A 25,176-nucleotide genomic window follows, 5' to 3' on the forward strand; every position below is an offset into this window, starting at 1 on the left:
CCCGCTGGCGTCATCGGCTCGTGGTACTGGGCTGGATGGCCATAATCGCCTCCGCCGGCGCGCAGGAAGTGCCGCCGCCGGCGTACCAGATCGCCGCGCACCGGGCTGGCATTCCTTCTGCAGTGCTGTATGCGGTGGCGTTGCAGGAGAGCGGGCTGCAGCGCGATGGCCGGATAGTGCCGTGGCCCTGGACCCTGAATGTGGCGGGCGCACCGCGCCGTTTCAGTTCCCGCGCCGATGCCTGTGCAGGTCTGCAAAAGGCGCTGCGGACGGCTCCCCCCTCACGCGTCGATGCCGGACTCGGTCAGGTCAATCTGGGTTATCAGAAGCACCGTTACCAACAACCCTGCGAACTACTGGATCCGTATCGCAACCTCGCTATCGCCGCGGAAATTCTGCGCGAACAGCACACCGACGGCGAGGACTGGCTGCTCGCCATTGGACGCTACCACCGCCCGGCCGGAGGGGCACCGGCCGCCCGCTACCGCATGAGTGTGCACAAGCACCTGCAGCGCGTGCTCGGCGGCGCCCTCGCTGAAAACTCCCCCAAGAGAAAACCACTATGAGGCTCCATCCTCCTCTGCGAATCGCCGCCCCATCGCTGTTCGGCCTGCTATGCCTGGCCACCAGGGGAGCGCTCGCGGACGCCCCCTCGTTGATCGTGGTCGAAGACCGTGGCGGTGTTTCGGCATGGCCCTACTACCAATCACTGAATCTGCGGCCACGCCAGGACCAGCCGTTGGCCCCTTCCCTCTCCGCACCTCATCCTTCACAGCAACGTTTCAGCGAAACAGACATGCTGCCGGTTCGTTCCGGGCGGCTGTCGCCGGGGGAGGAGCCGCGCAGGGTCATCCAGGCCTCCGGGCTGCGGCCAATGTTTCTGGTCGGCGATGACGACCGCTCGCGCCAATGGTTACGCGAGCGTGCAGCAATCCTGGGCGAATTGAATGCGGTCGGCCTGGTCGTCAACGTGGCATCTGCCGACGCCCTTGCCACCTTGCGCGGGCTGGTCCCGGGCCTGACACTATCGCCGGTATCGGGCGACGATCTCGCAGAACGCCTGGGGTTGCGCCATTACCCCGTGCTGGTCACTGCCACCGGCATTGAGCAGTGAGCCGCTCGCCATGGCCCAGCCTCATGCGGTGGAAGTCCTGCTACGGTCAGCGGTGGAGTTGTACACGGTGGCCGTCTGCGCCGCCGCCGCGCTTCTGTGCCTAGTGGCGCCATGGTCACTCGCGTTAAATCCACTGCTGGGCCTGGGATCAGCCCTGGCGTTCCTGGTGTTTGGCATTATTCGGCTCCGTGAGGCTCGGTTCATTCTGCGCTATCGGCGCAACATCCGCCGTCTGCCGAAGTACGTGATGACCAGCCGCGCTGTGCCGGTCAGTCAGCAGCGCCTGTTCATCGGTCGGGGGTTTCGCTGGGATCAACGGCACACGCATCGGCTGATGCAAACGTACCGCCCCGAGTTTCGTCGCTATGTGGAGCCCACGGCCGCCTACCGCATCGCCCGCCGCCTGGAAGAGCGACTGGAATTCGCACCCTTTCCACTCTCAAAGCTTGCCCGACTGACGGCCTGGGACAGCCCATTTAATCCGGCGCGGCCGCTACCTCCAGTCGGTGGCATGCCGCGCCTGCATGGCATTGAACCGCATGAGGTGGACGTCACGCTTCCGCTAGGGGAACGGGTTGGGCATTCACTCGTCCTGGGAACCACGCGGGTGGGCAAAACAAGACTCGCCGAGCTGTTCATCACCCAGGACATCCGGCGGCGTAACGCAGTTGGCGAGCACGAAGTGGTCATCGTCTTCGACCCCAAAGGCGATGCGGACCTGCTCAAGCGCATGTATGTCGAGGCCAAACGCGCCGGGCGCGAGGGCGAGTTCTATGTTTTTCACCTCGGCTGGCCAGATATTTCCGCCCGTTACAACGCCGTGGGACGGTTTGGTCGCACCAGCGAGGTGGCCACGCGCATTGCCGGTCAACTCTCCGGCGAGGGTAATTCCGCGGCGTTTCGCGAGTTCGCCTGGCGCTTCGTCAACATCATCGCCCGTGCACTCGTCGAGCTGGGGCAGCGGCCCGACTACCTGCTGATCCAGCGGCACGTGGTGAACATCGACGCCTTGTTTATCGAATACGCCCAGCACTACTTCGCTAGCAACGAGCCGAAGGCCTGGGAAGTCATCGTGCAGATCGAGGCCAGGCTCAACGACAAGAACATTCCCCGCAACATGATCGGCCGCGAGAAGCGCGTCATTGCGCTCGAACAATACCTGTCACAGGTCAGGGTCTACGATCCGGTGCTGGACGGGCTCAGGTCTGCCGTGCGCTACGACCGCACCTACTTCGACAAGATCGTCGCCTCGTTGCTGCCCCTGCTGGAAAAACTCACGACCGGCAAGATTTCTCAGTTGCTGGCCCCGGACTATGCCGATCTGGCCGATCCCCGGCCCATTTTCGACTGGATGCAGATTATCCGGAAGAAGGCCGTGGTGTATGTGGGCCTGGATGCGCTCTCGGATGCCGAGGTTTCAGCCGCCGTGGGCAACAGCATGTTCAGTGACTTGGTGTCGGTCGCTGGACACATCTACAAGTTCGGAATTGACGATGGTCTACCCGGCACGGCGTCTGGGGTCAAAGTACCGATCAACGTGCACGCCGACGAGTTCAACGAACTGATGGGTGATGAGTTCATCCCCATGGTCAACAAAGGCGGCGGTGCCGGTCTCCAGGTCACGGCCTACACGCAAACGCTCAGTGACATTGAAGCGCGTATCGGCAACCGCGCCAAAGCCGGTCAGGTGGTCGGTAACTTCAACAACCTGTTCATGTTGAGGGTGCGGGAAACTGCGACCGCCGAGTTACTCACGAAGCAATTGCCGAAAGTTGAGGTATACACCACCTCATTGATGAGCGGCGCCACCGACAGCTCCGACATTCACGGCAAGACCGATTTTACCAGCAACACCCAGGACCGCATCACGACGACGAGTGTGCCCCTGATCGAACCCGCCCATGTTGTCGGCCTGCCCAAGGGGCAGTGCTTTGCACTGATCGAAGGCGGCAACCTCTGGAAGATTCGCATGCCGCTGCCGGCACCCGACCCTGACGAAGTGATGCCTAGGGACCTGCAGCAGCTTGCTGGGTACATGCGCCAACACTACGCCGAGGCGGGTGACTGGTGGGACAGCAAAGCACTACCGGGCCTGCAGGATGCCCCCCTACCTGATGACCTGCTTGACGGGTTCCGGCATATGGCGACCGCCGAAATGGATGCTGAAGAGGCGCAACCGTGAGTGACCCGGCCAACACAGCGCAGCGCCAGCAGACCCAGCAGCAGGGTTTGATCACCGGCATCATCACACTGCCATTCCGGTTTGTGGCCGTGCTGTTGGGGTCTTTGTTTCTGTCCATCGTGATCGAATGCGTGGGTATGCACCTGTTCTGGGCCGATCAAGGCTGGCGGCATGCGCAAGGCATGCTGGACTACGAACTGACGCAGCTCTCACAACACTTCATGCGCAGCGCCATCTTGCAGGAACCGGGACGAACCGCGTCCTGGCTGGTAGAAACGGCTTACCAATGGGTGTTCGTCAAAAGCGGGCTCATCGACTGGATGCGCGACGCATCCGCCAAAGCCAGTTCACCCAGCCAGGGAACGGGTCGGGATTTCCGTTTTTATCTGAGTCAGGTTTATGTGTACCTGGAGAGCTACCTGATCGCCAGTGCGTACACGCTACTGGTGTTCCTCGTCCGGCTGCTGGTGCTGGTACTGACCATTCCGCTATTTCTGATGGCGGCTTTCGTCGGTCTGGTCGATGGCCTGGTGCGGCGGGACATCAGGCGCTTTGGTGCGGGCCGTGAGTCAGGCTTTGTCTACCACCGGGCAAAGGCCAGCCTGATGCCTCTCGCCGTCATGCCTTGGGTCCTTTACCTGACCCTGCCCGTCAGCGCACACCCGCTTCTTATCTTGCTTCCCTGCGCAATTCTGTTAGGTGCCGCAACAGACCTCGCAGCAGGAAGCTTCAAAAAATACCTATAAGTGCTGAGCGGTATTTCAGGCCAGTAATGCCTGCGCCGCCTCCATTTGCTCGTGCTCAAACGCTGGAGCAAAATCGTCCAACTCGCTCGCTTGCAACCCCACCACTGCACTGAGCGCAATCTGCCGCCAGTCCAGCACGGCGTCATACACTTCTGCCAGCACGGCCAACGCATCCTCCCGGCTCAACGAAAAATAGGTGCTCCGCGCCAGCAGCATCTCAAGATCGGTGATCGGTCCATCCTCCTCCGATAGCCAGGTTTTCGACTCTCGCTCTTTGTCCGGGAAGGGATTGACGTCGAATGCCGGTGCCAGCCGCCAGAGCCCCTTTTCCACATGAAGAAAGCCATGGTTCTGCAGGTGGTCATCCACATTGGTGATCAGTAGGTTAAACACCAGTCGCCGCCACAGCTGCTGCACATCTGCGGTCGGTGCATGCCCCACGGAACGGATAGCATCGGCAATTTCGGTATAGCTTCGATCCTCTTCGCGCGACGCCTGCAGCAAAGACGCGGCGGACTGGTATGGAATACGCCCATCAGCACCATCGCGATCGAAACGGCGGATGATAGCGACCGGTACGCCATCCAGCTCTATGATACGGGCCGGCGCGGCATTGATACCTGCTTGTTTTGCCAAGCATAAGGCCAGCACTTCGCCGCGCGTCACGCTACGGGTGTCGCCCACGCTTGGGAATTTTCCTATGGCGAGTGCGCCATCCTCATCGACCACCGTGCTCTTGGGGCGCATCCCGCCGAGCGATGTGCCTTTGCCCTGTAGGTAACGCAAGTCTTCAGTGCTTTCCTGACCTTTCTCAACTGCCCGGCTGGCCTGGTAGATGCGCTGCAATTCCAGCAGTGGCGGTGTAGCGCGCCGTCCATCTTCAGTCGTCCGGCAATATTGTCCATTCTGATCGCGCAGTCTCAGCGCGCCGATCCGGCTGAAATCGTCAACCGCCAGCAGGTAGTCCATCTCTGTCAGCGACGCGAGCGATGGATTACCCTTACGACGCTTGGCATGGTCACGTGCGATGACCCGGCGTCCCCAAGCGTCCGGTGTCGTATCGGCAATGGCGAAATGAAAGACCGAATCGTGAGCTGAGGGAGCTCTACGTGGCTGATAACCCGAGATCAGGCTGAGATCGGCAGAAACATTGAACCCCTCCTGATTCCCCAACCATCCCTGCTCATAGGCAAAGGTGGTGTTCTCGCGGCGCCCCTGCTTGACGTAAATAAGAGTGCCAACAGCTATTCCCGCCTTACCAAGACAGACCTGGACTTGCTGGCGAACTGAAGTAACCGATTTCATAATGCCCCCGATGCCGGCGGTTTACTGCGTACACGTTTAGGCAATTGTTCATCCATCAGCGTCAGCCCGATATCGTCGTGCGCCGTATCCAGCAGGTTGGCCAGCGCCTGTACCTCACCGAACACGTGCAAGGCGCGGGCGAAGAAATGAATAGGCACCCGCATATCCCCTTTCTCCATGCGCCGAACAGTGGATACAGAAGCCCCCATTCGCTCTGCAAGCGAGGCCTGTGAAATCCGTCGACGCCTGCGTGCAAGCTCAATGTCGCTGCCGAGCTTGCGGAGCGCCCGCTCGACGGGTAACGGCAGTGGTGTACTCATTTATCATCCTCATAGGAACGCTTAAGGCTATTATCAGTTCCCATAAGAACAATTACCTCACGCCTCGTTACTGTTGTCAATAAACATCCCATGGGAGCGCTAGTAAGCGATTAGCGCTCCAAGCAGAATGCTAAAGTGAAATCTGACAAGATATCAGCCCTTAGCGTCCACGATTTCGATACGCAGAGACACAGATGAAGAGATAGCTGTTCTGCGATGAAACAGTCGCCCCTGCCACTCTCTTCAGAATGCACAACGCAACACCACCGAAAAAATGTATGTAAGGAAAGTGGTGAGGAGTAACTCCCCATTGTTTGCGGCTTTCCACCAGCCATCCCCGCAGCATCGAGCCATTCGAGTCCATCGGAAATGGCGCCATGGCAAGGTTTCACAATTCGGCTTACGCATGGCGACGTCCTGTCGTAGCGTTGCTGCTCACCAGTATCGTCATCACTCAGCCCGCCGCCGCAGCTGACGATGGGTATGAGCGTGAACACCTGGCGGCCGTCGCCCGCCAGCTCGACCTGCTTGACCGCCTGGCCAAACAATCCGCCAGCACCGCCCCCGAGTCACGATCCCGCTATCACTTCGACTATCGGCGTCTGGACGCCGACCTGCAGCGCATGCGGTCGGGCATCGACGACTACCTGACGCCCCAGCGTGCACAGCCACGCGATCCCTTTGCACTGCTTGGTGATTACCGCCAGGACGCCGAACAGGGGGATGACCGATGAACGCCAACCAGCTTGCCGCCTTTCAGGCCAATGCAGGCTTCACCCCTTCTGCTGTCGCCGGCGTACTGCTCGGCGCCGTGTTCGCAACTCTGCTGCTGTGGGGCGTATGGGCCCTGCGCACAGCCTATGTCGGCTGGTCGGAACAGCGGATTTCCCAGCGTCAGTTCCTCGGCGTCGCGGTGAGGTTTATCGCGATGTACGTCGTGCTGACTTTTTTCCTGCTCTCCTAACGCAGAGGCTTACATCATGAACCCGCTCTCGCATCGCTTGCATTCGGCACGTGTGGCCGTCCTGGCCTCCGCATTCGCCATGCTGTCTTCGCTTGCCCGGGCCGATCTCCCAACCCTGGAAGATCCGTCACGAGGCACCGGGTCGGGCATCATGGATACACTGCGCAACTACGGTTACGACATCGTGATGCTCGTTGCCTTGCTGGTGGTCGCCTCGATGTTTGTCGGCGTCTGCTACCACGCCTACGGTACCTATGCCGAGATCCACACGGGTCGCAAAACCTGGGGGCAATTCGGCCTGACGGTGGCGGTGGGCGCCGTCCTGCTGGTCGTCGGTATCTGGCTGCTCACTGAAGCCACCGGCGTGCTCTAGGACTCATGCCATGAACACGCATCAGGACATTCGGCCTGACGGGACGGTAGTGTTTCTTCCACACCGTCTCAACCGTCACCCTGTGGTCGTCCGCGGCCTTACCGCGGATGAGCTGTGGATCTGCGCCGGGCTGTCGGCGGCAGGCAGCCTGGTGGTTGGCGTGCCGCTGGCCTTTGTATTTTCGACGATCGCCATCGTGCCCACGGCCATCATGCTGGGCATCGCTGCCGGGGTATTTGCCGGTGGAGGCATGCTGCGTCGCCAGAAACGTGGCAGGCCCGATACCTGGCTGTATCGCCAACTGCAGTGGCGTATTGCACAGCATCATCCAGCCTTAGCGTCTTTTGTGGGCGCGCACGCGTTAGTGATCCGCTCGGGTTACTGGAGCACGCGCAGGAGCAAGGCACTGTGAGCCGGTTCAAGAACGAAATCACTCACCTCCAGTCGCACATCAAGACCTTGCGGCTGGGGCTTGGCGCACTACTTGTTATCGCCTTGCTGATGGGCGGCGGCTGGTGGAGCGCACCGCGTGACCTGACCGTGCACGTCCCGCCCGACCTGCGCTCCGGCAGTACCCGCAAGTGGTGGGAAGTGCCACCCGAAAGCGTCTACGCCTTCTCGTTCTACATCTGGCAGCAACTCCAACGCTGGCCCACCAACGGTGACGAAGACTATGCGCGCAACATCCATGTACTGGCGCCCTACTTCACTCCCGCCTGCCAGACCTTTCTGCGCAACGACTACGAATACCGCCGTACGGCAGGTGAGTTACGCCAGCGGGTACGAGGCCTCTATGAAATCCCCGGGCGTGGCTACGGCGAGAACCCGACCCAGCGGGTGAAAGTCGTTTCCGACCGCGACTGGATCGTCACGCTTGATGTGACGGCGGATGAGTACTACGGCGCCGAACAGGTCAAGCGAGCGCTGGTTCGTTACCCGCTCAAGGTCGTACGGGTGGACGTCGACCCCGAGCGCAACCCTTTCGGCCTGGCCCTGGACTGCTACAGCGGCGCGCCGCAACGCATCATCACCCCCGATCCCGTCACACCTGCCAGCACAACGCCGGGCGGGCTGGGTGGCGCTATGGGAGTGACGCCATGAAACACCTGCTCTGTGCCTTCAGTTTGCTGCTCACCGTTGTGTTGTCGCCAGCAGCCCGCGCCGTGGAGATCCTGCACTGGGAACGCCTGCCCCTGGCGATTCCCCTGGTCGTGGATCAGGAGCGGATCGTGTTCATCGACCGCAACGTCCGCGTGGGTGTGCCTGCTTCACTCGCCGGACGCCTGCGGGTACAAAGTGCCGGTGGTGCACTCTATCTGCGCGCCAGTGAGCCCATCGAACCGACACGCCTGCAACTGCAGGATGCTGACAACGGGACACTGATCCTGCTGGACATCGCGGCCGAGCCCGCTGTGACAGGCCAGGCGGCGATGGAGCCGGTGCGTATTGTTGAGGCTGAGGGCCCGGCTCAACGCTACGGCCAGACGCAGACATCTCAGGGCAGTCATGGCAGTGTCGACACAACCGCCCCGCCTCGCGCCGCCCATGAAACGCCTGTGCCCGTGGTGCTGACCCGCTACGCCGCGCAGAACCTGTACGCCCCACTGCGCACGGTCGACTCCGTTCCTGGCGTGACGCGCGTGAACCTGCGCCGCCATCTGCCCCTGGATACGCTGCTGCCCACCCTGCCCGTTCAGGCCAGAGCCATCGCCGCCTGGCGGCTGGATGATCTGTGGGTGACCGCCGTCAGGTTGGCCAACAGGTCGACCCGCTGGCTCGCCCTGGATCCGCGCGAACTGCAGGGTGATTTCATGACCGCAACGTTTCAGCATTCAACCCTGGGGCCCGCCGGTACCCCGGAAGACACCTCGGTGGTTTACCTGGTGACCCGGGGGCATGGCCTGGCCGAATCTCTGCTGCCGAGAGTGAGCCCGATCAATGCGGCGCTGAATCTGCCGTCCCCCTCAACGCCTGCCCCGAAGGACGGAGTTCGTCATGAAAGGTAACGGCCTGCTGAAGTGGCTGATGGTGCCCATGGCGCTCTTGCTGGTGTTCGTCGGGATCAAGCTGTTTTCCGACGGTAACGTCCAACCCGTCAATGACGGCACTCCCCGGCTGACGTCGCAAGAGGCAAAGGCATTGGGTATCGAAGGCGATACGCCCCGCGACACCGTGGCGACGCTGGTAGGTCAGGTCAAACAAATGCGTACCGAATTGCAGGGTGCGATGGCGGACAACAAAACGCAGAAGTCTGAAAACGAGCGGTTGCGTCAGCGTGAAGGCTCAATTGACCGGCGCATCCAAAGTGCGCTGGAGACTGAACGCAACCAGTTGCGCAACGACCGTGAACAGGTCTCCGGCGAGCGGCAGCAAGCTCAGGGCTTGCTGCAAGACCTGCAGCGCCAAATTGAAGGGCTGTCCCGTCAGCGTGGCGATGCCGACCTTCCCATCGGTCTGGGCCTGAAACCCGGGGACGGCGATGGACTCGGCAGTGACGATATTCACTGGATTGAACCGGACGATGCCAGGCGCGATGGCAAAAGTAGCGCCTCCGGCAAGCGCGACAGCTTCAGCTTCCCCACCCGTTTCGGGCCCGCGCAGAAAACGCTGGAAGCGACCCAGGAGACCGTCGTGGAAGCTGGCAGCAAGGCGGCGGGTGTGTCCACCGCAACGCCAGTATACACCGTACCAACCAACGCGACGCTGATGGGCTCGATTGCGATGACTGCGTTGATCGGGCGCGTGCCGGTAGACGGTACGGTGAATGACCCCTACCCGTTCAAGGTCCTCATTGGTCCCGACAACCTCACCGCCAACGGCATCGACCTCCCCGAGGTGGCCGGCGCGGTGGTCAGCGGTACCGCCTCGGGCGACTGGACGCTGTCCTGCGTGCGCGGCCAGGTCCGCAGTGTGACGTTCGTGTTCCATGACGGCACCATCCGCACCGTGCCCGAAGAGGGCGAGCGCGGTGGCAACCAGCAGCAGGACAACAGGGACAGCAACGCTACCCAGGAGGGCCTGGGCTGGATCAGCGATCCCTATGGCATCCCGTGCGTTTCAGGTGAACGCCGCAGCAACGCCCAGCAGTACCTCAGCAGTCAGGCGCTGATTACGGCGGCGGGTGCCGGCGCCGCCTCGCTGATCAAATCGGACAACGACAGCGTCGCTGTGGTGGCCAACAACAACGGTTCAATGGGCACCGTCGGTATTACCGGCAACGAAGCGGTGGGCCGCATCCTCGCGGGCGGTGTGCAGGACATGTCGCAGTGGGTGAACAAGCTCTACGGGCAGGCCTTCGCAGCCGTCTACGTCAAGCCCGGTGCCCAGGTCGCCGTCCATCTCGAACAACCCCTCAGCATCGACTATGACCCCAAAGGTCGTCGCGTCGATCACCGTCTCGGAGGAGCTCCCCATGCACAGGATCTGGACTAACGGCCTGACGGTCCTCATGGTGGCCGCGGCCCTGGCCGGCTGTTCGACCAGCAAGGAAAAGATGCTGCCGCATGACGGCAACACCATGCTCGATATCTGGAACGAGGAGACCGGCGGTGCCGCGCGTGGCGGACAGAGCGCGCAGCATCTGCTGGACGCCCGGCAGTCGCTGCGCCGGCCACTCACGCAAGACGATGTAAACGCGGCGCCGACTGTCAACGCAAGCTATACCCGCACCGCACAGAACGAGATCTACCGGCAGTTTCACCGCCTGCCCAATCCGGACCTTGTGATGTACGTCTTTCCCCATCTGGCAGGCACTGATCCCGCTCCCATTCCCGGATACACAACCGTCTTTCCCCTGTACCAGCGGGTCCAGTACGCCATGCCCAGTGAGCGGGTCGAGGATTACTGATGCGCTGGCCATTTTCCCGCGTACCTGAGACAACTCAGACAGACAGGCCAACGCCGGATGCCTGGGAGCGCCATGTTGCCGAACTGCAAGCGCACGGTATTCCGGTACCGGGCAAGATCGGCGTCAGGAGGCAGCGTTCCGCAACACAGGCCGACGAGCAGGCACTTTATGACGTCGCGCCCTCGTTCGCCGACCTGTTGCCCTGGGTCGAATACCTGCCGGATTCAAAATGCATGCTGCTCGAAGACGGCGTCTCCGTCGCGGCATTTTTTGAATTGATGCCCGTGGGTACGGAGGGCCGTGAGGCGGCCTGGCTTGCGCAGGCGCGCGACGCCCTGGAAAACGCACTACAGGACAGTTTCGATGAACTGGATGAATCGCCCTGGGTGATGCAGCTCTACGCTCAGGACGAGACCGACTGGAACCCGTACCTTGCCTCCCTGCGCAGTTATCTCCAGCCACGGGCACAGGGCAGCGCCTTCAGCGAGTTCTACCTGCGCTTTTTCGGTCACCATCTGCGGGCCGTTGCCAAACAGGGTGGCCTGTTCGAGGACCGCACAGTCACCAAGCTACCATGGCGCGGCCAAACGCGCCGCGTCCGCCTGGTGGTGTATCGGCGTGCTGGGAGTGCGCCCGCCCGACGCGGGCAATCCCCCGAGCAGGCATTGAATGTCATTTGCGACCGGTTGCTCGGCGGCCTGTCCAATGCGGGCATACGCGCCCGTCGCCTGCAGGCGGCAGATATTCATGCCTGGCTGGTGCTTTGGTTCAACCCGCGGCCAACGATGCTCGGCCCCACGTTAGAAGACCGCGAACGCTTCTACCGCCTCACGGCCTATCCGACGGAGTCCGAACCCGGCGGGCTGGAACTGGCCAGTGGTACGGATTTCGCGCAGCGTCTGTTTTTCGGCCAGCCCCGCTCCGACGTCGAGCACGGCCTGTGGTACTTCGACGACCTGCCCCACCGGACTGTTGTTGTCGACCGGTTGCGCACACCGCCCAACACCGGGCACATCACCGGAGAAACCTGCAAGGGCGGTGATGCGATCAATGCCCTGATGGACCAGATGCCCGAAGACACGGTGATGTGCCTGACGATGGTCGTCACGCCGCAGGATATTCTTGAGGCGCACCTGAATCACCTGGCGAAAAAGGCGGTTGGTGAAACCCTGGCCTCGGAACAGGCATTGAAGGACGTCCAGCAGGCGCGCGGGCTGATTGGCAGTGCACACAAGCTGTATCGCGCCTCGCTGGCGTTCTACCTTCGGGGTCGGGACATGGCAGACCTCGATACCCGCGGTCTGCAACTGGGCAACGTCCTGCTCAACGCAGGCCTGCAACCGGTGCGCGAAGAAGATGAAGTCGCGCCGCTCAACAGCTATCTGCGTTGGTTACCCTGTGTCTATGACCCGGGCAAAGACAAGCGTCAGTGGTACACCCAACTCATGTTCGCGCAGCATGTAGCCAACCTGGCACCGACTTGGGGGCGCAGTGCCGGCACCGGCCGCCCCGGGATCACCTTCTTCAACCGTGGCGGCGGCACCATCACCTTTGATCCGTTGAACCGACTCGACCGCCAGATGAATGCACACCTGTTCCTGTTCGGCCCCACCGGTTCAGGCAAGTCGGCCACGCTCAACAACATCCTCAACCAGATCACCGCCATCTACCGGCCACGGCTGTTCATCGTGGAAGCCGGTAACAGCTTTGGCCTCTACGGTGAGTTCGCCGCGCGTCTGGGGCTGACGGTGCATCGCGTCAGGCTTTCGCCCGGTGCAGGCGTGAGCCTTGCGCCCTTCGCCGACGCCTGGCGCCTGGTCGACACGCCCAGCCAGGTCCAGACACTCGATGCCGACGCGCTCGATGAAGAATCCGCCGAGGGCGATGCCAGTGCTGACGAGCAACGTGATGTGCTGGGTGAACTGGAGATCACCGCACGATTGATGATCACCGGCGGGGAGGACAGAGAGGAAGCCAGGATGACCCGTGCCGATCGCAGCCTGATCCGTCAGTGCATCCTCGAGGCCGCCCATCGCTGCGTGATAGAAAAACGCACGGTACTGACCCGTGATGTACGCAATGCGCTGCGCGAACGCGGTTGCGATTCGACGTTACCCGAGACACGTCGTACTCGTCTGCTGGAAATGGCCGATGCGATGGACATGTTCTGCCAGGGCGTCGATGGCGAGATGTTCGACAGGCCGGGTACGCCTTGGCCGGAGGCCGATATCACGGTTGTCGACCTGGCCACGTTCGCCCGCGAGGGCTACAACGCGCAGCTGTCGATTGCCTACATTTCGCTGATCAACACCGTCAACAACATCGCCGAGCGCGACCAGTTCCTCGGCCGCCCGATCATCAATGTCACCGATGAAGGCCACATCATCACCAAGAACCCGCTGCTCGCGCCCTATGTGGTCAAGATCACCAAGATGTGGCGCAAACTGGGCGCCTGGTACTGGCTGGCAACGCAGAACCTGGACGACCTGCCGAAAGCCGCCGAGCCCATGCTCAACATGATCGAGTGGTGGATTTGCCTGAGCATGCCGCCCGACGAGGTGGAGAAGATTGCCCGGTTTCGTGAACTGAACGCCTCGCAGAAGGCCCTGATGCTGTCCGCACGCAAGGAAGCCGGAAAATTCACGGAGGGGGTGATTTTGTCAAAATCAATGGAGTTGCTGTTCCGTGCGGTACCGCCCAGCCTGTACCTGGCGCTGGCAATGACGGAACCCGAAGAGAAAGCCGAACGTTTTCAGTTGATGCAGCAGCACGGCATCAGTGAACTGGAAGCCGCGCTACGCGTTGCCGACCAGATCGACCGAGCGCGGGGCATCGAGCCGCTGCGCTACGACCTGTTTGATTGACGTCGAGGATTCCGCCATGCCTTCGCCCACTTTCCTCCTCTACCGTCGGTGGCCGTGCGGGGTCTGGCTGCTGGGGTGGGTGATTGCTGGCCTGCTCGTGCTCTGGCTTTGGTCGTGGGCCGACGAGTCGCATGAGTCAACCCACACGTCGGACACCACCGCTGCCCAGCACCCGGCCGGCCCACCTTGGCGCTATGGACGCATGAATGCGCGCTTCACCATTGTCGAATACGCCGACCTCGAATGCCCCTACTGCAAGGCCTATGACCCCATACTGCGGCATTGGATCGACCAGCACCCGGAGGTGAATCTGCAATGGCACCACCTGCCGCTAGCCATGCACGAGCCGGCAGCGACTCGACAGGCGCGTCTGGCCGAATGCATCGGCGAGTCCCACGGCCATGATGCGTTCTGGCAAGCCATCACCTGGATCTACCAGCACACCCGCAGCGACGGCCAGGGCCTGCCGCCCGACACCGAGTACCACGGCCAGGACCCAACCGTGCAAGCCTGCCTCGCCAGTGAGCGGCCCGACACCATCATCCAGGGGCAGGCCAACGAAGCACGCCATGGCGGCGTGAGCGCCACCCCGACCCTGCGTCTGATCGACCACCACAGCGGCCAGTCACTGACCCTGGCCGGCCCGGCCGAAGGCGACGCGTTGCTGTCGGCATTGGACCTATTGGTGTCCAACGGTACGGCGCCATACGCAGCACAACTTCATCACCAAATGCCTGCCGACGTCGTCGGCGACATGCCCAGATAGCCCGCGGTCTTCAAGGCTATGGCGCGGTTTCGACCGCGTTGACTGCACGCCAGTTCGCCACGCATCCCCCGAGCGAACGGTCATCTGCGCAAGCGATGGCGGATGCCTATCGTCACTGTCTCCGGAGGGTCCGCCCTCCAGGGGCGGCTGCCTCCAATTCCTAAAGGAGGTTCCCATGTCCACATCCCTCGCCATGATCAGTGGTAATGCGTCACTCAATCCCGTCGGCACACCGGACGACGACCAAATCATCGAACAGGCGTTGGTCATCCTTGAGCAGCGAGTGTTCACTCGTGGCCCCTCGCTGCAAAGCCCGGAGGATGTGCGCAATTTCCTGCAGCTGAAAATCGCAGCACAGCCGCATGAAGTCTTTGGCGCCGTGTTCCTCGATTCGAAGCATCAGGTGCTGGCCTACGAGCCTTTGTTCCAAGGCACTATCGACAGCGCCAGCGTCTATCCACGGGTGGTGCTCAAGCGCTGCCTGGACCATAACGCCGCCGCTCTGGTGCTCTGCCACAATCACCCTTCCGGCTGTACTGAACCCAGTACGGCGGACGAAACGTTGACCCAGCGATTGAAGGAGATATTGGGACAGGTCGATATCCGTCTGCTGGATCACTTCATCATCGGGAAAGGCGATCCTTATTCGTTCGCCGAACACGGATTGATCTGATCCTCCTCGCGCCAGCTTGCTGACGCTCCAACACCCCATCGGAAGCGATGCTTTCGATGGGGTATCTGCGGTCCACGAAATACCGCGATTCATCGGTGCATGGAAACCGGGCACCTCCCTTTTCCGATTGTTTGTTGTCGCGTTAAGCGCGATGCGTTGCACTACCGAGGTCATGAACCACCGGATGCTGCGCCATGTTGTGTTCTCTTTCCCCCGGCCCGATCAGTTGCCTGGCCTTGGCCATTGCGCTGTGTGCCTCTGCGGCTAGTGCAATGGATATCTGGGTCATCACCGACCGCCAACATCCCGTGCAAGGTACACCTGACCGACTGATCGAGCTGGATGCACCCGCGCGTATTGAAGCCGAACTGTCGACCGATCTTCCAAGTGATGTCCAGCAAGCGTCACTCTTGGTACAGCAGCGCCTCAAGCACGGCGGCCCCGCGCTGGAGCAGCGTCTGGCCAGGACCTACCAGGACGTGACCGATGCCTGGAGCTTGGGCATTACCTCTCTCCCCGCCATCGTCATGGATCAACGCTACGTAGTTTATGGCGAGCCGGGCGTCGCCACGGCGATCGCACGCATCGAGGCCTACCGGAGGACTCAACCATGAAGTGTGCCCGGCTTCGGCGTACCGGCATCGCCACCATTCTGTTAATGACCGCCTCGTCATCGTTCGCGCTCAACACCGCGACCATCGTGTCTTCCACTTTGTCCCCATCGTGCCTGGAATACCGGGTGGTAGGGATCTGCTATTGGCTGTTCTGCACGCCGTTCGGCTGCTCGGTGCGGACGTCCACCAAGGTGCGCCACTACATTCCGGATGCCGTGGTTTCGAGTTACTCCAATACCGGTGAGAACCCGTGGCTCGAAGTGCGGGCCATGAGCGCACCCAACGTGACGGCCCAGGCCGGTGGCGACGGCACGACGAACCATGACAATGAAAGCAACATGGCGAAGTTCAAGAACGCCGACGTGATCGGCCATCCCGGCGGTCATGTGTTCGGCCAATTTGCCAGCACCTCAGGTTACGCCTGCAAAGGTGCCGGCACCGCGTTCATGCCGTACCTGCTGAGCACGCTCGACACCGTGGCCTGGCGCTACAACGTGCCCGAAGCCGTGTACCCAGAGGCCCTGATTCCGGGCATGCGCGAGATCGGCGCGCGCAGCACGTTCAACCTGTGGGGCGCCGTCTATCCGCGCGGCGGATTTCTGCATCAGACCGACGATTATAAGACCGGTGCCGTGGTCGCCCAACGCGCCGGCGACATCGTCACCCGGCGGGGGCAATTGCATGTCTATCAGCCATTGCTCGCGAACTCGCAGCCCGGTTACTGGCCGGCCGGAGCGCTGGAGGAAAGCAATGCCTCGACCGGCAAGTGGCAGGAGCTGACGCCGCGTCTTTCCAACAGCTGCGCGGTGTTCCCCCACAGCGAACCGCTGACCCAGGCCCAGCAAGGTGATTATGCCTGGGCGCTTTGGCGCCCATACAGCTGTTGCGAACGCCGCGGGCAGACGTTCCTCGGCAGTACAGACTTCAACTGAGGGGAAAACAATGAAGCGTCCTGTCACCCTCTTCCACCCATTGCCGTTGCGGTGGCAGGTGGCCCTGCTGGCCAGCGCGCTGGTGCTGGTCAGCAACCTGGTATCGGCCCAAACCGACGGTTTCCAGAACAGCGGCAGCGTGATTGGCGACGACCTCATGTATTCGATCGGTGGCGGCAGCGCGGTGTCTATGAGCCGCGCGGCCGGCATGCATTCGCTCGGTGTGGGCGCGGGCTGGAACAGCAACCTGATGTGCGGCGACATGAACATCAGCACCACGATCCAGAATCAGCTCAACGGCCTCACCAATGGCTTTCAGAACATCATGAGCAGCGTGATCCAGAACGCGACGAGCGCGGTCGCGTCGTTGCCGGCGCTGATCATTCAGCGGGCAGACCCCGGCCTCTACAACCTGTTGACCAACGGTATTCTTCAGGCCAGGCTCGATTTCGATCGTTCCAAACTGACCTGCCGCGCGATGGCCGAGAAGATGGCCGACACGGCAGGCGGACAGATGAGCTGGAGCCAGCTCGCCGAGGGGATGGCGTTGCGCCAGGCGGTGGCGAGCACTGACGCGGTGTCAGCCATCGAACAGGCTGAGACCAGCCGGGGCAAGGATGGCGTGCCGTGGGTGGGCGGCGGCAATGCTGGCGGTGCCGGCCAGCCGTCGATCAAAGTGATCGGCGATGTAACGCGTGCCGGCTACAACCTGGTCAATGGCCGCAGTGCAACCGACCCAACATCCATCGACCCGACGAGCTGTAATAGCCTGGCCTGCCAGACCTGGTCGTCGCCGCAAGCGGCCACCGACTGGGCCACACGCGTGCTCGGCGAACAGGAGCAGCGCACCTGCGCGATCTGCACCAAGACCCAGACCGTGCCAGGCGTCGGGTTGACGCCGCTGATTCAGGAAGAGTACGAGGCCAAGCTGGAAACGCTGCAGGAATTGATCAGCGGCGCCCGCCATACCACCGCTGAGAACTTGCGTGCAGCCGGCAGTACATCCTTGCCGGTTACCCGCGGCGTGATCGAAGCGCTGCGCGATGAACCCGACCAAGATGTCCTCGCCCACCGCCTAGCGTCCGAGGTAGCGCTGGCGTCGGTACTGGAAAAGGCTCTGCTGCTGCAGCGCACACTATTGACCGGCAAGAAAGAACCCAATGTCGCGGCTAACCAATTGGCCGTCGAAGCGGTCAATCATGAAAGCGACACGCTCGACCGCGAAATCCTCAACCTCAAAACCGAATTGGAGATCAGGCGCGAGCTGGCAAACAACTCGCCGATGACGATCATTCAGCGCCATGGCACGCGCGCGTCAGGCTCGCGTGGTATCTACGAGGGCGACCCGGTGCCGGATCGCCTCGACCAGTTACAGCGCTCCCATCCAGGAGACCCGCCATGAACGCAGCATGGCTACGGCCGCGCTGGCGCGTCCCCAGGGCATTGCTATGGATGCTGCTGCTCGTTGCGCTGGCAGTGGCGGCCAACATCGCTGGCCTCTATCGGGTCGGCAGCATTGCCGGCTGGGAACTCTGGCTGGCGAACGCGGCTGGCTACTTCCTGCTGTGGCGGCTCTGCCTCTACGGGGCGACTGTCTATGGCTGGGTGTGGATGCGCCGTCGGTTGCTGGCACGCGAATCGGATGCCTCGACACAGCGCCGGCTGCTACGTACCGAAATCGCCGGAGTCACTGCGATCGTCGCACTGGAGGCCAGCCTGCTGATGCAGGCGGTCTAGCGGGAGACCTGGAACATGACGCTTTTCACCACTGACTATCTGGAGTATTACCTGACCCTCGTGGGCTGGATCGTCCACAACGGCATCTGGGCGGTGCTGGTTTCCAGCGGCGTGTTCGCCATTCCCTTTATAGCCATTATTATCCAGGAATGGCTCAAAGCACGTACTGAAGGGGCCGACGAAGGCAACAAGGGCGTACTGTCCTCGATGCGCATCGAGAACCGCATCTGGGTGGCCATCGTCGTGCTGATGTTCGCCGGCATCTCGTTTATCGATATCGACCTAGGCACGATCAAGTACGACCAGGCGCGATCGGCACAGTGCCAGGTTAATGTTCCGCAACCTACGGATACCGGCTGGTCGCAGTCATTCACTACCCTCAACAACCAGAGCGCCAAGGTGCCGGTGTGGTGGGCCTTCATGCATGCGCTCTCCCGCGCGGTGACAGGGGCCTCGGTGGCAGCGATCCCGTGCGGAACAGATCTGCGGCAAATGAGGATAGAGATCAACGCCACGCGCATTGACGACCCGCTCCTCGCACAGGACGTGGCGGACTTCACCCACGACTGCTATGGACCCGCCAGGGCGAAATTGTTCATGAACCGCCCTCCACTCGACGACGCGCAGATGCATGACGTGACCTGGATCGGCTCGACCTACTTCGTCAACACTGGCGGCTACTATGACACCTACCACTCACGCACGCCGCGCGATGCCTGGTCCTATGACACTGACCGCGACGCGGGCCTTGCGCAGGTGCCCGGCGGGGGCGGCTACCCGACCTGCCAGCAATGGTGGAGCGAGAGTGGCAATGGTCTGCGGGCACGTCTGCTGGGTCAGGTCGATCCCAGCTTGCTTACACGCCTGGCCGGCTGGGCAGGCTTTCTGAGCCGCAGCGAGGTTGATGACTCGGTCATCCGCGCAATCGCCTCCCCGCGCCAACAGAAGCTCAACCAGGGAACGGTTTACACCGATTATGGTGGCCAGATCGACAAGACCTTGCCGAACATCGTTACCCGCGCCGCGGGCGACGTGGGACTTGCGGTGGGAGCCATTCCTGCATTTCCGGCGATGGACGTGGTGCGCCAAGCCCTGCCGATGGTGCTGTCGCTGCTGAAAATGGCCTTGGTAATTTGCATCCCGCTGGTGCTGTTAATGGGCACCTACGACCTGAAGACCGTGGTCACCATCAGCGTGGTCCAGTTCGCGCTGTTCTTCGTCGACTTCTGGTTCCAGCTCGCTCGCTGGATCGACAGCACCATCCTCGACGCGCTCTATGGCTCGGGCTGGGGTTGGAACCGGCCCGTCACAAATTTCGATCCGGTGATGGGATTGAACAATGCCTTTGGCGACCTTCTGCTCAACTTCGTCATGGGGACGATGTTTCTGGCATTACCCACGTTTTGGGTTGCTGCACTGGGTTGGGTCGGAGTGCAGGCAGGGGTGATCGCTCAGAATCTTGCGACTGGAAGCAAGGATGCCAAGGATAGTGCCGCCTCGGGTATCAACAGGATGATACGTTGAGCCAACATCTTTCCTCCGTAGTAGATCTATTCGTCGTAAGGACGATTGAGGTCATGAGGGTCGATGCGCTGACCACTAGATGAGTACAACCCAAATCCAGCCTCGCCATGGCGCAACTCTTCTTGTGCTACGGGAATATCCTCATCCCCGCTGCTGATGCCACGAGCCGCCATCAAAGCAAGAAGCAACGCCAGCCAGAAAGCGGTATAGAGCAGCACAGCCAGTACCGCGAGCTTGACGCCCCAGATCAATACAACCGCCGCTGGCGTAGGCACGCCTTGCGCAACCAAGCATCCCGATACCCGCCGTTCTCTGCGCACATAAGCACGCCATCCGCGGCCGAGCCAGCAGCCAAAGCGTTCTGCATTGCTGATGCGAGTTCCTGTGCTCATAGTCATCACCTGTTAAGCGCGTTGAACAATTACTCCTGTTTACTCCAATTCTGCCGGCTGGCAGTTACCAATGCGTTCCAGTCGTCTGGCGGATTTCCACGACCCAGCATCTTCTCAAACACCGCATACGGATCGGATTTGCTCCCCGAGGAACGCAGCGTTTGCTCATCGTTGACCCAAGCGTAGACAATCACTTTGGCCCTCGAGTCATAACGGAAGAACAGCCGAAATCGTCTCCCAATCTTGGCCCTGCGCCAGTGGCGGTATTCCGGCCCCAGTGTGTTCCCTTGACGGTACTCATCGCGCGCCGGCTCACCGGGAACGATTTCAAGCATCAGTTGGCTCAGGGCTCGGAACAGCTTGATGTTGGCATTGGATGCAAATCCTATCGGGTCATTCTGCTCCGCGCGCTGCGCGGTGACATACAGTTTCTGCATCTGCTCGATCACACAATCGTGGAAGAGTAGCGTCCATCCATGCCGCTGCATCAGAGCGTCACTTCGCCGTCAATCTCGTTGGTCAGACTCACGTCATGCCCAACCTGCATCAGCATGGCGTGAGCCAGTTCGTCTGGCAACCCGCGAACATGCCGGCCAGCCTCGATATCGCGGGCCAGCAAAATCAGAAACGCGCCGATGGCCGGATCTTCGTGCTCGGCATTCGCGCGGGTGACGACAATCTGCCCATCCTCGCCTAGGTCGAACGCTACCTTGCCGCCAGTATCGACGCCCAACGCCTGACGGATCGGCTTGGGCAGCGTGATCTGGCCCTTCGATGTGAGCGTGGCTAGTTCATGAATGGCTGGCATGGTGTGGCGCGCTCCTTGGATGACAGTTTTTCCAATAGTAAGGAATATTCCTTTCCTCGTCAAGGCAGATTGGCGAGGTCTTCAGACGCCGGCAGGCGGATCGCGCTTACCACAAAAAAGGGCTGACCCCGTGCCGGATAGGTTGTAGAGCGACTCCCCGAACCGAGCTACAAGTAAAGGCTTCGATAAAGGTCAAAGGGCTGGGAAGGGTCAATAGAATGGGCGCAAGGGGAAAGGCTCTACCCGGAAAAGGAAAAGGCTCTCCCGTCCACCGCAACTTCAGGTGACATCATGTTCGCGCTGTTCCAACGAAAACGCTCGGCGTCGGCACCGATGGCGCCCACGGAAGCGGCTGTAAAAGGTAAGGGGCTGACGCGGCCGGAGTCGGCTGCATCGCTGCTGTCCACCCCACGCCGGCAGAAGCTGCTGGAACACATCTGGCAACGTACTTCGCTCTCACGCAAGCAGTTCAGGTCCCTGTATCTCGCACCACTGGAACGCTACGCCGAGTTGGTCCAGCAATTCCCCGCGTCGGAAAGCCATCACCACGCCTATCCAGGCGGCATGCTCGACCACGGGCTGGAAATCGTCGCCTACGCGCTCAAGCTGAGGCAATCGCACCTTCTTCCCGCAGGCACAACACCCGAGGACCAAGTAGCACAAGCCGAAGCCTGGACAGCCGCCATTGCCTACGCAGCGCTCCTGCACGATATTGGCAAGATCGCCGTCGATCTTCATGTGGAATATGCCAACGGCAGCACCTGGCACCCCTGGCACGGACCGTTGTTGCATCCGTACCGTTTCCGCTATCGCCAGGAGCGTGAGTACCGACTGCACAGTGCCGCAACCGGGCTACTCTACAACCGCCTGCTTGATGGTCACATCCTGGACTGGCTCAGCGCCTATCCCGCGCTGTGGTCGTCGTTACTGTATGTGCTGGCAGGCCAATATGAACATGCCGGGGTGCTCGGTGAGCTCGTAACCCAGGCCGACCGAGCCTCCGTCGCTCAGGAGTTAGGTGGCGATCCGGCCAGGGCGATAGCTGCGCCGAAACATGCACTGCAACGCAAACTGCTTGAAGGCCTGCGGTTCCTGCTCAAGGAAGAGCTGAGGTTGAATCAGCCACAGGCCTCGGACGGCTGGCTGACCCAAGACGCTTTGTGGCTCGTCAGCAAGACTGTTTCGGACAAGCTGCGCGCGCACCTGCTGTCACAAGGTATAGAGGGGATCCCGTCGAGCAATACCGCTGTCTTCAACGTGCTGCAGGATCACGGCATGTTGCAGCCCACCGCCGATGACAGGGCCATCTGGAAAGCCGTTGTCACGAGCGTGGGAGGATGGTCACATACGTTCACCTTGCTGCGTCTGGCCCCCGCCTTGATTTGGAAAAGCGCAGAGCGCCCGCTGCCGTTCAGCGGCACGGTTGAGATAGTAGAGGAAAAAGCAGCACCGAAAGGCGCCCCCCCGACAGTGACTGATGTAAACACCCCGTCCAGTGTCAAGACAACGACGACGAAGGAACCTCATCCACCCACTCCTGTAACCCCTTCGGGCGGGTTGGATGATCTATTAGTTTTGTTCGACACCACTGATAAGGCTTTCTCTCTGCCTACTCCACGGAACAATGAGCTTTCCGAACAAGCGACAGCTCAACAAGAACCTGAAGCACCTGTTATGCCGCAAACATTCCCCGCACAGGATCAAGACTCATGGCCGCCACCGTCGGCTGGGCATTTTGTAGACTGGCTACGCCAGCGCATCGATGAACGCCGCCTAATCATCAACGACGCAAAGGCCTTGGTGCATACAGTTGCGGATACCGTATACTTGGTGAGTCCAGGGGTGTTTCAACGCTACGCACAGGAACACCCGCTTACGGCAATCTTTGCCAAAAGGGAGAGAATGGCGGACTGGCAGTGGGTACAGAAGCTTTTTGAGAACCTGAAACTGCACCGCAAACAAGATAACGGTCTGAACATCTGGACATGTGAAGTCAATGGACCCCGAAAGTCACGCAAGTTGCATGGCTACCTTCTGATTGATCCGCTGCTATTGTTCAATGATATTCCCATGAACAATCCTTATCTCGCGGTGCTGCCAGCGTCGAACGCTACGGCGTCAATCCAATAACCGTGTTGCACTCAGCCCCTGCATCCGCCGTTCTACGGGACCGGGATGTCATGGTGGTCAAAGTCCTCTTTGGGGGAATCATCCCCTATCGAGGTATCCATGAAAATTTAGACCAGCACAATACTCGGAATGTTGTCGCTGTCGATGGCTGGTTTGCCAAGGATCACCAACTGAGGCTGTTCCTCGTCGACAACAGCTTTCAACAGTTTGGCAACAGCCAGGGAAGTCGGATCTTCGGCAGATTCGACGAGGATGGCGCGGTCGGCACCCAGAGCCAACGCAGTGCGCAGTTGCTCTTGGGCGGTGGACGGGCCGATGGAGACGACGACGATTTCAGTCGCAACACCTTGCTCTTTCAGGCGTACGGCTTCTTCCAAGGCGATTTCGCAGAAAGGGTTCATCTACATCTTGACGTTAGCGAGGTCGATGCCGGAGTTGTCCGCTTTGACGCGAATCTTGACGTTATAGTCGACCACTCGTTTGATTGGCACCAAAATTTTCATGGCTTACCTTTTATTGTTTGTGAAGATGCCACCGCTGCTGGCGGGATTGCGTCGAAATTTCTGTGTGCGAGCTCTATTAACTTATTCGTTACAACAGCCTCCATAATAAGGCTTAGTCGTGGCGTCTAAGTCAGGGCGCGCCGGCTAACTGTCGTTGAGAGTTACAGGGAGGCACTGCGAGCACTCGCAGAGCTTGTCTAAGGAGAGGCTCATCGATCATGCGTCCATTGAGGCTTACTACCCCGCCTGCAGCAGATTGCATCGCCGCAACCACTTCTTCAGCCCAAAGGCGTTGCTCTTTGCTGGGGCTGAAGGCGCCACGAATAACGTTGACGTGGGATGGGTGAATGCATGCCTTGGCCGTAAAGCCCACGTCAACCGCTTGCTTCGATTCGCGGGCCAACCCGTCCACATCTGCTATATCAATATGCACGGCATCAATGGCTGGCTTACCGCACTGGCCAGCAGCTAGGAGTATTGTGGTTCGCGCGTGCTCGACCACAGGGTAGTAGTTTCCGAAGGGGTCCCGGCTACTGCGCCCTCCCAGGTCGGCGATTAGATCTTCGCCTCCCCAGAACAGCGCAATACAGTTCTGAGCCATCGCTAACTGATAAGCGTTGATCACTCCTTTCGCGGTTTCACAGAGCGCGATGACGTGGAAGTCATCCAAAGCCGCCAGCTGCTGTGTTTCCTCTGCCTTCGGAAGAAGGATCAGCGGAGAAAAACCGCTCCGTTCACGCAGGTCCCGCAAGGCTTGCACATCCTCTTTGTACCAAGGGGATGTAGATGCGTTTATCCGGACAATTATGTCCTTACCTGATTCCGGCAAGGCATTAATTACGCAGCGACGGGCCGCTTCCTTGCGTTGTGGAGCGACGCTGTCTTCCAAGTCAAAAATAACGCGGTCGGCACGATGCTATGCCTTTTCAAAGCGGTCAGGACGATCGCCAGGGCAAAATAATATGGCCTCTCCGAGGCGGATTTCTTTCATACAACCTCCGGTTTGCGCAACATGAGCGCGTGACGCCGGGCAACGGCCACTAAAACACCTTTCTGGTTATACCCACGATGCTCCAGCAGAACTATTCCAGCGTCCGGGCGGGACTTTGATAGACGCTTTTCCATGACTTCTGTCTTCGCATAGAGGGTATCGCCAGAAAACACCGGTGCAGGAAAACTTATGTCAGTAAAACCTAAGGAAACTCTGAAAAAGACTTCCTGATTTTGGCAAAATAGCCGGACACCACCCGCCGAGTTTTCCGATGAAGCAGATCTCCTTCGCCGATGCTGAGTATGCCGGCAAGCGTAAACAAACCCGACGTGAGCGTTTTCTGATCGAGATGGATCGGGTGGTGCCGTGGAAGGGCTTGATTGCCTTGATC

At 60.6% G+C, this 25,176-nt stretch carries 27 protein-coding genes and 3 pseudogenes; 22 read left to right on the plus strand and 8 right to left on the minus strand.

Annotation, left to right across the window (positions count from 1 at the left end):
• Positions 1-35: 35 nt before the first annotated feature.
• The 4 genes from TU80_RS21505 to TU80_RS21520 are packed head-to-tail and all read left to right on the plus strand — an operon-like array spanning position 36 to position 4,042.
• The gene (locus TU80_RS21505) at positions 36-566 is read left to right on the plus strand and encodes a transglycosylase SLT domain-containing protein (protein ID WP_235000080.1); all 531 of its coding nucleotides are present in this window, start codon (positions 36-38) and stop codon (positions 564-566) included.
• Positions 563-1,114: an integrating conjugative element protein gene (locus TU80_RS21510; RefSeq protein WP_057005359.1), complete on the plus strand. Its 552-nt coding sequence runs from the start codon at positions 563-565 to the stop codon at positions 1,112-1,114. Before TU80_RS21505 ends, TU80_RS21510 begins: the two co-directional genes overlap by 4 nt.
• Positions 1,115-1,124: 10 nt before the next feature.
• On the plus strand, positions 1,125-3,296 hold the full coding sequence (traD, locus tag TU80_RS21515; protein ID WP_057005360.1) for a type IV conjugative transfer system coupling protein TraD: 2,172 nt from the start codon (positions 1,125-1,127) through the stop codon (positions 3,294-3,296).
• A complete protein-coding gene (locus tag TU80_RS21520) occupies positions 3,293-4,042 on the plus strand; it encodes a TIGR03747 family integrating conjugative element membrane protein (RefSeq protein ID WP_057005361.1) in 750 nt (249 codons plus the stop codon). The genes traD and TU80_RS21520 overlap by 4 nt, the downstream gene beginning before the upstream one ends.
• Positions 4,043-4,057: 15 nt before the next feature.
• Here TU80_RS21520 and TU80_RS21525 read toward each other — a convergent pair whose 3' ends face one another.
• Together TU80_RS21525 and TU80_RS21530 are read right to left on the minus strand one after the other, a co-directional pair.
• Positions 4,058-5,347, minus strand: a complete 1,290-nt coding sequence (locus TU80_RS21525) for a type II toxin-antitoxin system HipA family toxin (protein ID WP_057005362.1) — start codon at positions 5,345-5,347, stop codon at positions 4,058-4,060.
• Positions 5,344-5,667 carry a helix-turn-helix domain-containing protein gene (locus TU80_RS21530; RefSeq protein ID WP_024718120.1) on the minus strand — a complete coding sequence of 108 codons (324 nt, stop codon included), beginning with the start codon at positions 5,665-5,667 and terminating at the stop codon, positions 5,344-5,346. Before TU80_RS21530 ends, TU80_RS21525 begins: the two co-directional genes overlap by 4 nt.
• 377 nt (positions 5,668-6,044) lie before the next feature.
• On the opposite strand from TU80_RS21530, the gene TU80_RS21535 reads away from it, so the two are divergent.
• The 16 genes from TU80_RS21535 (at position 6,045) to TU80_RS21610 (ending at position 19,961) form a co-directional block, all read left to right on the plus strand.
• A complete protein-coding gene (locus TU80_RS21535; RefSeq protein WP_057005363.1) occupies positions 6,045-6,401 on the plus strand; it encodes an integrative conjugative element protein, RAQPRD family in 357 nt (118 codons plus the stop codon).
• Positions 6,398-6,631, plus strand: coding sequence for a TIGR03758 family integrating conjugative element protein (locus TU80_RS21540; RefSeq protein ID WP_057005364.1), 234 nt, complete (start codon positions 6,398-6,400; stop codon positions 6,629-6,631). Before TU80_RS21535 ends, TU80_RS21540 begins: the two co-directional genes overlap by 4 nt.
• A 16-nt stretch (positions 6,632-6,647) precedes the next feature.
• The gene (locus TU80_RS21545; RefSeq protein WP_057005365.1) at positions 6,648-7,004 is read left to right on the plus strand and encodes a TIGR03745 family integrating conjugative element membrane protein; all 357 of its coding nucleotides are present in this window, start codon (positions 6,648-6,650) and stop codon (positions 7,002-7,004) included.
• Between the two features lie 10 nt (positions 7,005-7,014).
• Positions 7,015-7,416, plus strand: a complete 402-nt coding sequence (locus TU80_RS21550; protein ID WP_057005366.1) for a TIGR03750 family conjugal transfer protein — start codon at positions 7,015-7,017, stop codon at positions 7,414-7,416.
• A complete protein-coding gene (locus TU80_RS21555; protein ID WP_057005367.1) occupies positions 7,413-8,105 on the plus strand; it encodes a PFL_4703 family integrating conjugative element protein in 693 nt (230 codons plus the stop codon). Before TU80_RS21550 ends, TU80_RS21555 begins: the two co-directional genes overlap by 4 nt.
• Positions 8,102-9,010: a TIGR03749 family integrating conjugative element protein gene (locus TU80_RS21560; RefSeq protein WP_057005368.1), complete on the plus strand. Its 909-nt coding sequence runs from the start codon at positions 8,102-8,104 to the stop codon at positions 9,008-9,010. The genes TU80_RS21555 and TU80_RS21560 overlap by 4 nt, the downstream gene beginning before the upstream one ends.
• On the plus strand, positions 9,000-10,436 hold the full coding sequence (locus tag TU80_RS21565) for a TIGR03752 family integrating conjugative element protein (RefSeq protein ID WP_057005369.1): 1,437 nt from the start codon (positions 9,000-9,002) through the stop codon (positions 10,434-10,436). The genes TU80_RS21560 and TU80_RS21565 overlap by 11 nt, the downstream gene beginning before the upstream one ends.
• On the plus strand, positions 10,417-10,851 hold the full coding sequence (locus TU80_RS21570) for a TIGR03751 family conjugal transfer lipoprotein (protein ID WP_057005370.1): 435 nt from the start codon (positions 10,417-10,419) through the stop codon (positions 10,849-10,851). Before TU80_RS21565 ends, TU80_RS21570 begins: the two co-directional genes overlap by 20 nt.
• Entirely contained in the window at positions 10,851-13,715 is a 2,865-nt protein-coding gene (locus TU80_RS21575; protein WP_057005371.1) for a conjugative transfer ATPase, read from the plus strand. The genes TU80_RS21570 and TU80_RS21575 overlap by 1 nt, the downstream gene beginning before the upstream one ends.
• A gap of 16 nt (positions 13,716-13,731) precedes the next feature.
• A complete protein-coding gene (locus TU80_RS21580; protein WP_057005372.1) occupies positions 13,732-14,481 on the plus strand; it encodes a DsbA family protein in 750 nt (249 codons plus the stop codon).
• A gap of 193 nt (positions 14,482-14,674) precedes the next feature.
• On the plus strand, positions 14,675-15,154 hold the full coding sequence (gene radC / locus TU80_RS21585; protein WP_231990967.1) for a RadC family protein: 480 nt from the start codon (positions 14,675-14,677) through the stop codon (positions 15,152-15,154).
• A 194-nt stretch (positions 15,155-15,348) separates the two neighbouring features.
• Positions 15,349-15,768, plus strand: coding sequence for a TIGR03757 family integrating conjugative element protein (locus TU80_RS21590; RefSeq protein ID WP_057005374.1), 420 nt, complete (start codon positions 15,349-15,351; stop codon positions 15,766-15,768).
• Entirely contained in the window at positions 15,765-16,700 is a 936-nt protein-coding gene (locus tag TU80_RS21595) for a TIGR03756 family integrating conjugative element protein (RefSeq protein WP_057005375.1), read from the plus strand. Before TU80_RS21590 ends, TU80_RS21595 begins: the two co-directional genes overlap by 4 nt.
• 10 nt (positions 16,701-16,710) lie before the next feature.
• Positions 16,711-18,102, plus strand: coding sequence for an integrating conjugative element protein (locus TU80_RS21600; protein ID WP_057005376.1), 1,392 nt, complete (start codon positions 16,711-16,713; stop codon positions 18,100-18,102).
• Positions 18,099-18,437 carry a hypothetical protein gene (locus TU80_RS21605; RefSeq protein WP_057005377.1) on the plus strand — a complete coding sequence of 113 codons (339 nt, stop codon included), beginning with the start codon at positions 18,099-18,101 and terminating at the stop codon, positions 18,435-18,437. Before TU80_RS21600 ends, TU80_RS21605 begins: the two co-directional genes overlap by 4 nt.
• 15 nt (positions 18,438-18,452) lie before the next feature.
• A complete protein-coding gene (locus TU80_RS21610) occupies positions 18,453-19,961 on the plus strand; it encodes a conjugal transfer protein TraG N-terminal domain-containing protein (RefSeq protein ID WP_057005378.1) in 1,509 nt (502 codons plus the stop codon).
• Positions 19,962-19,987: 26 nt separating this feature from the next.
• Here the strand turns inward: TU80_RS21610 and TU80_RS21615 are convergent, their stop codons facing one another.
• The 3 genes from TU80_RS21615 to TU80_RS21625 are packed head-to-tail and all read right to left on the minus strand — an operon-like array spanning position 19,988 to position 21,161.
• Positions 19,988-20,353 carry a DUF3742 family protein gene (locus TU80_RS21615; protein WP_057005385.1) on the minus strand — a complete coding sequence of 122 codons (366 nt, stop codon included), beginning with the start codon at positions 20,351-20,353 and terminating at the stop codon, positions 19,988-19,990.
• Between the two features lie 29 nt (positions 20,354-20,382).
• A complete protein-coding gene (locus tag TU80_RS21620) occupies positions 20,383-20,841 on the minus strand; it encodes a type II toxin-antitoxin system YhaV family toxin (protein WP_057005379.1) in 459 nt (152 codons plus the stop codon).
• The gene (locus TU80_RS21625; protein WP_057005380.1) at positions 20,841-21,161 is read right to left on the minus strand and encodes a type II toxin-antitoxin system PrlF family antitoxin; all 321 of its coding nucleotides are present in this window, start codon (positions 21,159-21,161) and stop codon (positions 20,841-20,843) included. Before TU80_RS21625 ends, TU80_RS21620 begins: the two co-directional genes overlap by 1 nt.
• A gap of 291 nt (positions 21,162-21,452) precedes the next feature.
• Here TU80_RS21625 and mobH point away from each other — a divergent pair, with 291 nt between their 5' ends.
• Positions 21,453-23,291 (plus strand): MobH family relaxase, encoded by a 1,839-nt coding sequence (gene mobH / locus TU80_RS21630; protein ID WP_057005381.1) that lies wholly within the window; start codon positions 21,453-21,455, stop codon positions 23,289-23,291.
• A 131-nt stretch (positions 23,292-23,422) separates the two neighbouring features.
• On the opposite strand, the pseudogene TU80_RS21635 reads toward mobH, so the two are convergent.
• From TU80_RS21635 to TU80_RS33815, 3 genes and pseudogenes are all read right to left on the minus strand, one after another.
• Positions 23,423-23,794, minus strand: a pseudogene (locus TU80_RS21635) (electron transfer flavoprotein subunit beta/FixA family protein); the annotation flags it as partial.
• Between the two features lie 130 nt (positions 23,795-23,924).
• Positions 23,925-24,692 (minus strand): HpcH/HpaI aldolase/citrate lyase family protein, encoded by a 768-nt coding sequence (locus TU80_RS21640; RefSeq protein WP_261754711.1) that lies wholly within the window; start codon positions 24,690-24,692, stop codon positions 23,925-23,927.
• Positions 24,693-24,781: 89 nt separating this feature from the next.
• Positions 24,782-24,979, minus strand: a pseudogene (locus TU80_RS33815) (hotdog family protein); the annotation flags it as partial.
• Between the two features lie 77 nt (positions 24,980-25,056).
• On the opposite strand from TU80_RS33815, the pseudogene TU80_RS32765 reads away from it, so the two are divergent.
• Positions 25,057-25,176, plus strand: a pseudogene (locus TU80_RS32765) (IS5/IS1182 family transposase); the annotation flags it as partial.

It is taken from the genome of Pseudomonas veronii, assembly GCF_001439695.1.
Classification (GTDB): domain Bacteria; phylum Pseudomonadota; class Gammaproteobacteria; order Pseudomonadales; family Pseudomonadaceae; genus Aquipseudomonas; species Aquipseudomonas veronii.

What these genes read in the sequence shown, in the direction of transcription:
- TU80_RS21565 (WP_057005369.1), top strand. Translation starts at nt 9,000, where the DNA reads ATGAAAGGTAACGGCCTGCTGAAGTGGCTGATGGTGCCCATGGCGCTC.
- TU80_RS21610 (WP_057005378.1), top strand. Translation starts at nt 18,453, where the DNA reads ATGACGCTTTTCACCACTGACTATCTGGAGTATTACCTGACCCTCGTG.
- TU80_RS21530 (WP_024718120.1), bottom strand. Translation starts at nt 5,667, where the DNA reads ATGAGTACACCACTGCCGTTACCCGTCGAGCGGGCGCTCCGCAAGCTC.
- TU80_RS21590 (WP_057005374.1), top strand. Translation starts at nt 15,349, where the DNA reads ATGTTGTGTTCTCTTTCCCCCGGCCCGATCAGTTGCCTGGCCTTGGCC.
- TU80_RS21600 (WP_057005376.1), top strand. Translation starts at nt 16,711, where the DNA reads ATGAAGCGTCCTGTCACCCTCTTCCACCCATTGCCGTTGCGGTGGCAG.
- TU80_RS21505 (WP_235000080.1), top strand. Translation starts at nt 36, where the DNA reads ATGGCCATAATCGCCTCCGCCGGCGCGCAGGAAGTGCCGCCGCCGGCG.
- TU80_RS21550 (WP_057005366.1), top strand. Translation starts at nt 7,015, where the DNA reads ATGAACACGCATCAGGACATTCGGCCTGACGGGACGGTAGTGTTTCTT.
- mobH (WP_057005381.1), top strand. Translation starts at nt 21,453, where the DNA reads ATGTTCGCGCTGTTCCAACGAAAACGCTCGGCGTCGGCACCGATGGCG.
- TU80_RS21620 (WP_057005379.1), bottom strand. Translation starts at nt 20,841, where the DNA reads ATGCAGCGGCATGGATGGACGCTACTCTTCCACGATTGTGTGATCGAG.
- TU80_RS21545 (WP_057005365.1), top strand. Translation starts at nt 6,648, where the DNA reads ATGAACCCGCTCTCGCATCGCTTGCATTCGGCACGTGTGGCCGTCCTG.
- TU80_RS21580 (WP_057005372.1), top strand. Translation starts at nt 13,732, where the DNA reads ATGCCTTCGCCCACTTTCCTCCTCTACCGTCGGTGGCCGTGCGGGGTC.
- TU80_RS21615 (WP_057005385.1), bottom strand. Translation starts at nt 20,353, where the DNA reads ATGAGCACAGGAACTCGCATCAGCAATGCAGAACGCTTTGGCTGCTGG.
- TU80_RS21595 (WP_057005375.1), top strand. Translation starts at nt 15,765, where the DNA reads ATGAAGTGTGCCCGGCTTCGGCGTACCGGCATCGCCACCATTCTGTTA.
- TU80_RS21525 (WP_057005362.1), bottom strand. Translation starts at nt 5,347, where the DNA reads ATGAAATCGGTTACTTCAGTTCGCCAGCAAGTCCAGGTCTGTCTTGGT.
- TU80_RS21535 (WP_057005363.1), top strand. Translation starts at nt 6,045, where the DNA reads ATGGCAAGGTTTCACAATTCGGCTTACGCATGGCGACGTCCTGTCGTA.
- TU80_RS21575 (WP_057005371.1), top strand. Translation starts at nt 10,851, where the DNA reads ATGCGCTGGCCATTTTCCCGCGTACCTGAGACAACTCAGACAGACAGG.
- TU80_RS21560 (WP_057005368.1), top strand. Translation starts at nt 8,102, where the DNA reads ATGAAACACCTGCTCTGTGCCTTCAGTTTGCTGCTCACCGTTGTGTTG.
- radC (WP_231990967.1), top strand. Translation starts at nt 14,675, where the DNA reads ATGATCAGTGGTAATGCGTCACTCAATCCCGTCGGCACACCGGACGAC.
- TU80_RS21625 (WP_057005380.1), bottom strand. Translation starts at nt 21,161, where the DNA reads ATGCCAGCCATTCATGAACTAGCCACGCTCACATCGAAGGGCCAGATC.
- TU80_RS21510 (WP_057005359.1), top strand. Translation starts at nt 563, where the DNA reads ATGAGGCTCCATCCTCCTCTGCGAATCGCCGCCCCATCGCTGTTCGGC.
- TU80_RS21570 (WP_057005370.1), top strand. Translation starts at nt 10,417, where the DNA reads ATGCACAGGATCTGGACTAACGGCCTGACGGTCCTCATGGTGGCCGCG.
- TU80_RS21540 (WP_057005364.1), top strand. Translation starts at nt 6,398, where the DNA reads ATGAACGCCAACCAGCTTGCCGCCTTTCAGGCCAATGCAGGCTTCACC.
- traD (WP_057005360.1), top strand. Translation starts at nt 1,125, where the DNA reads ATGGCCCAGCCTCATGCGGTGGAAGTCCTGCTACGGTCAGCGGTGGAG.
- TU80_RS21605 (WP_057005377.1), top strand. Translation starts at nt 18,099, where the DNA reads ATGAACGCAGCATGGCTACGGCCGCGCTGGCGCGTCCCCAGGGCATTG.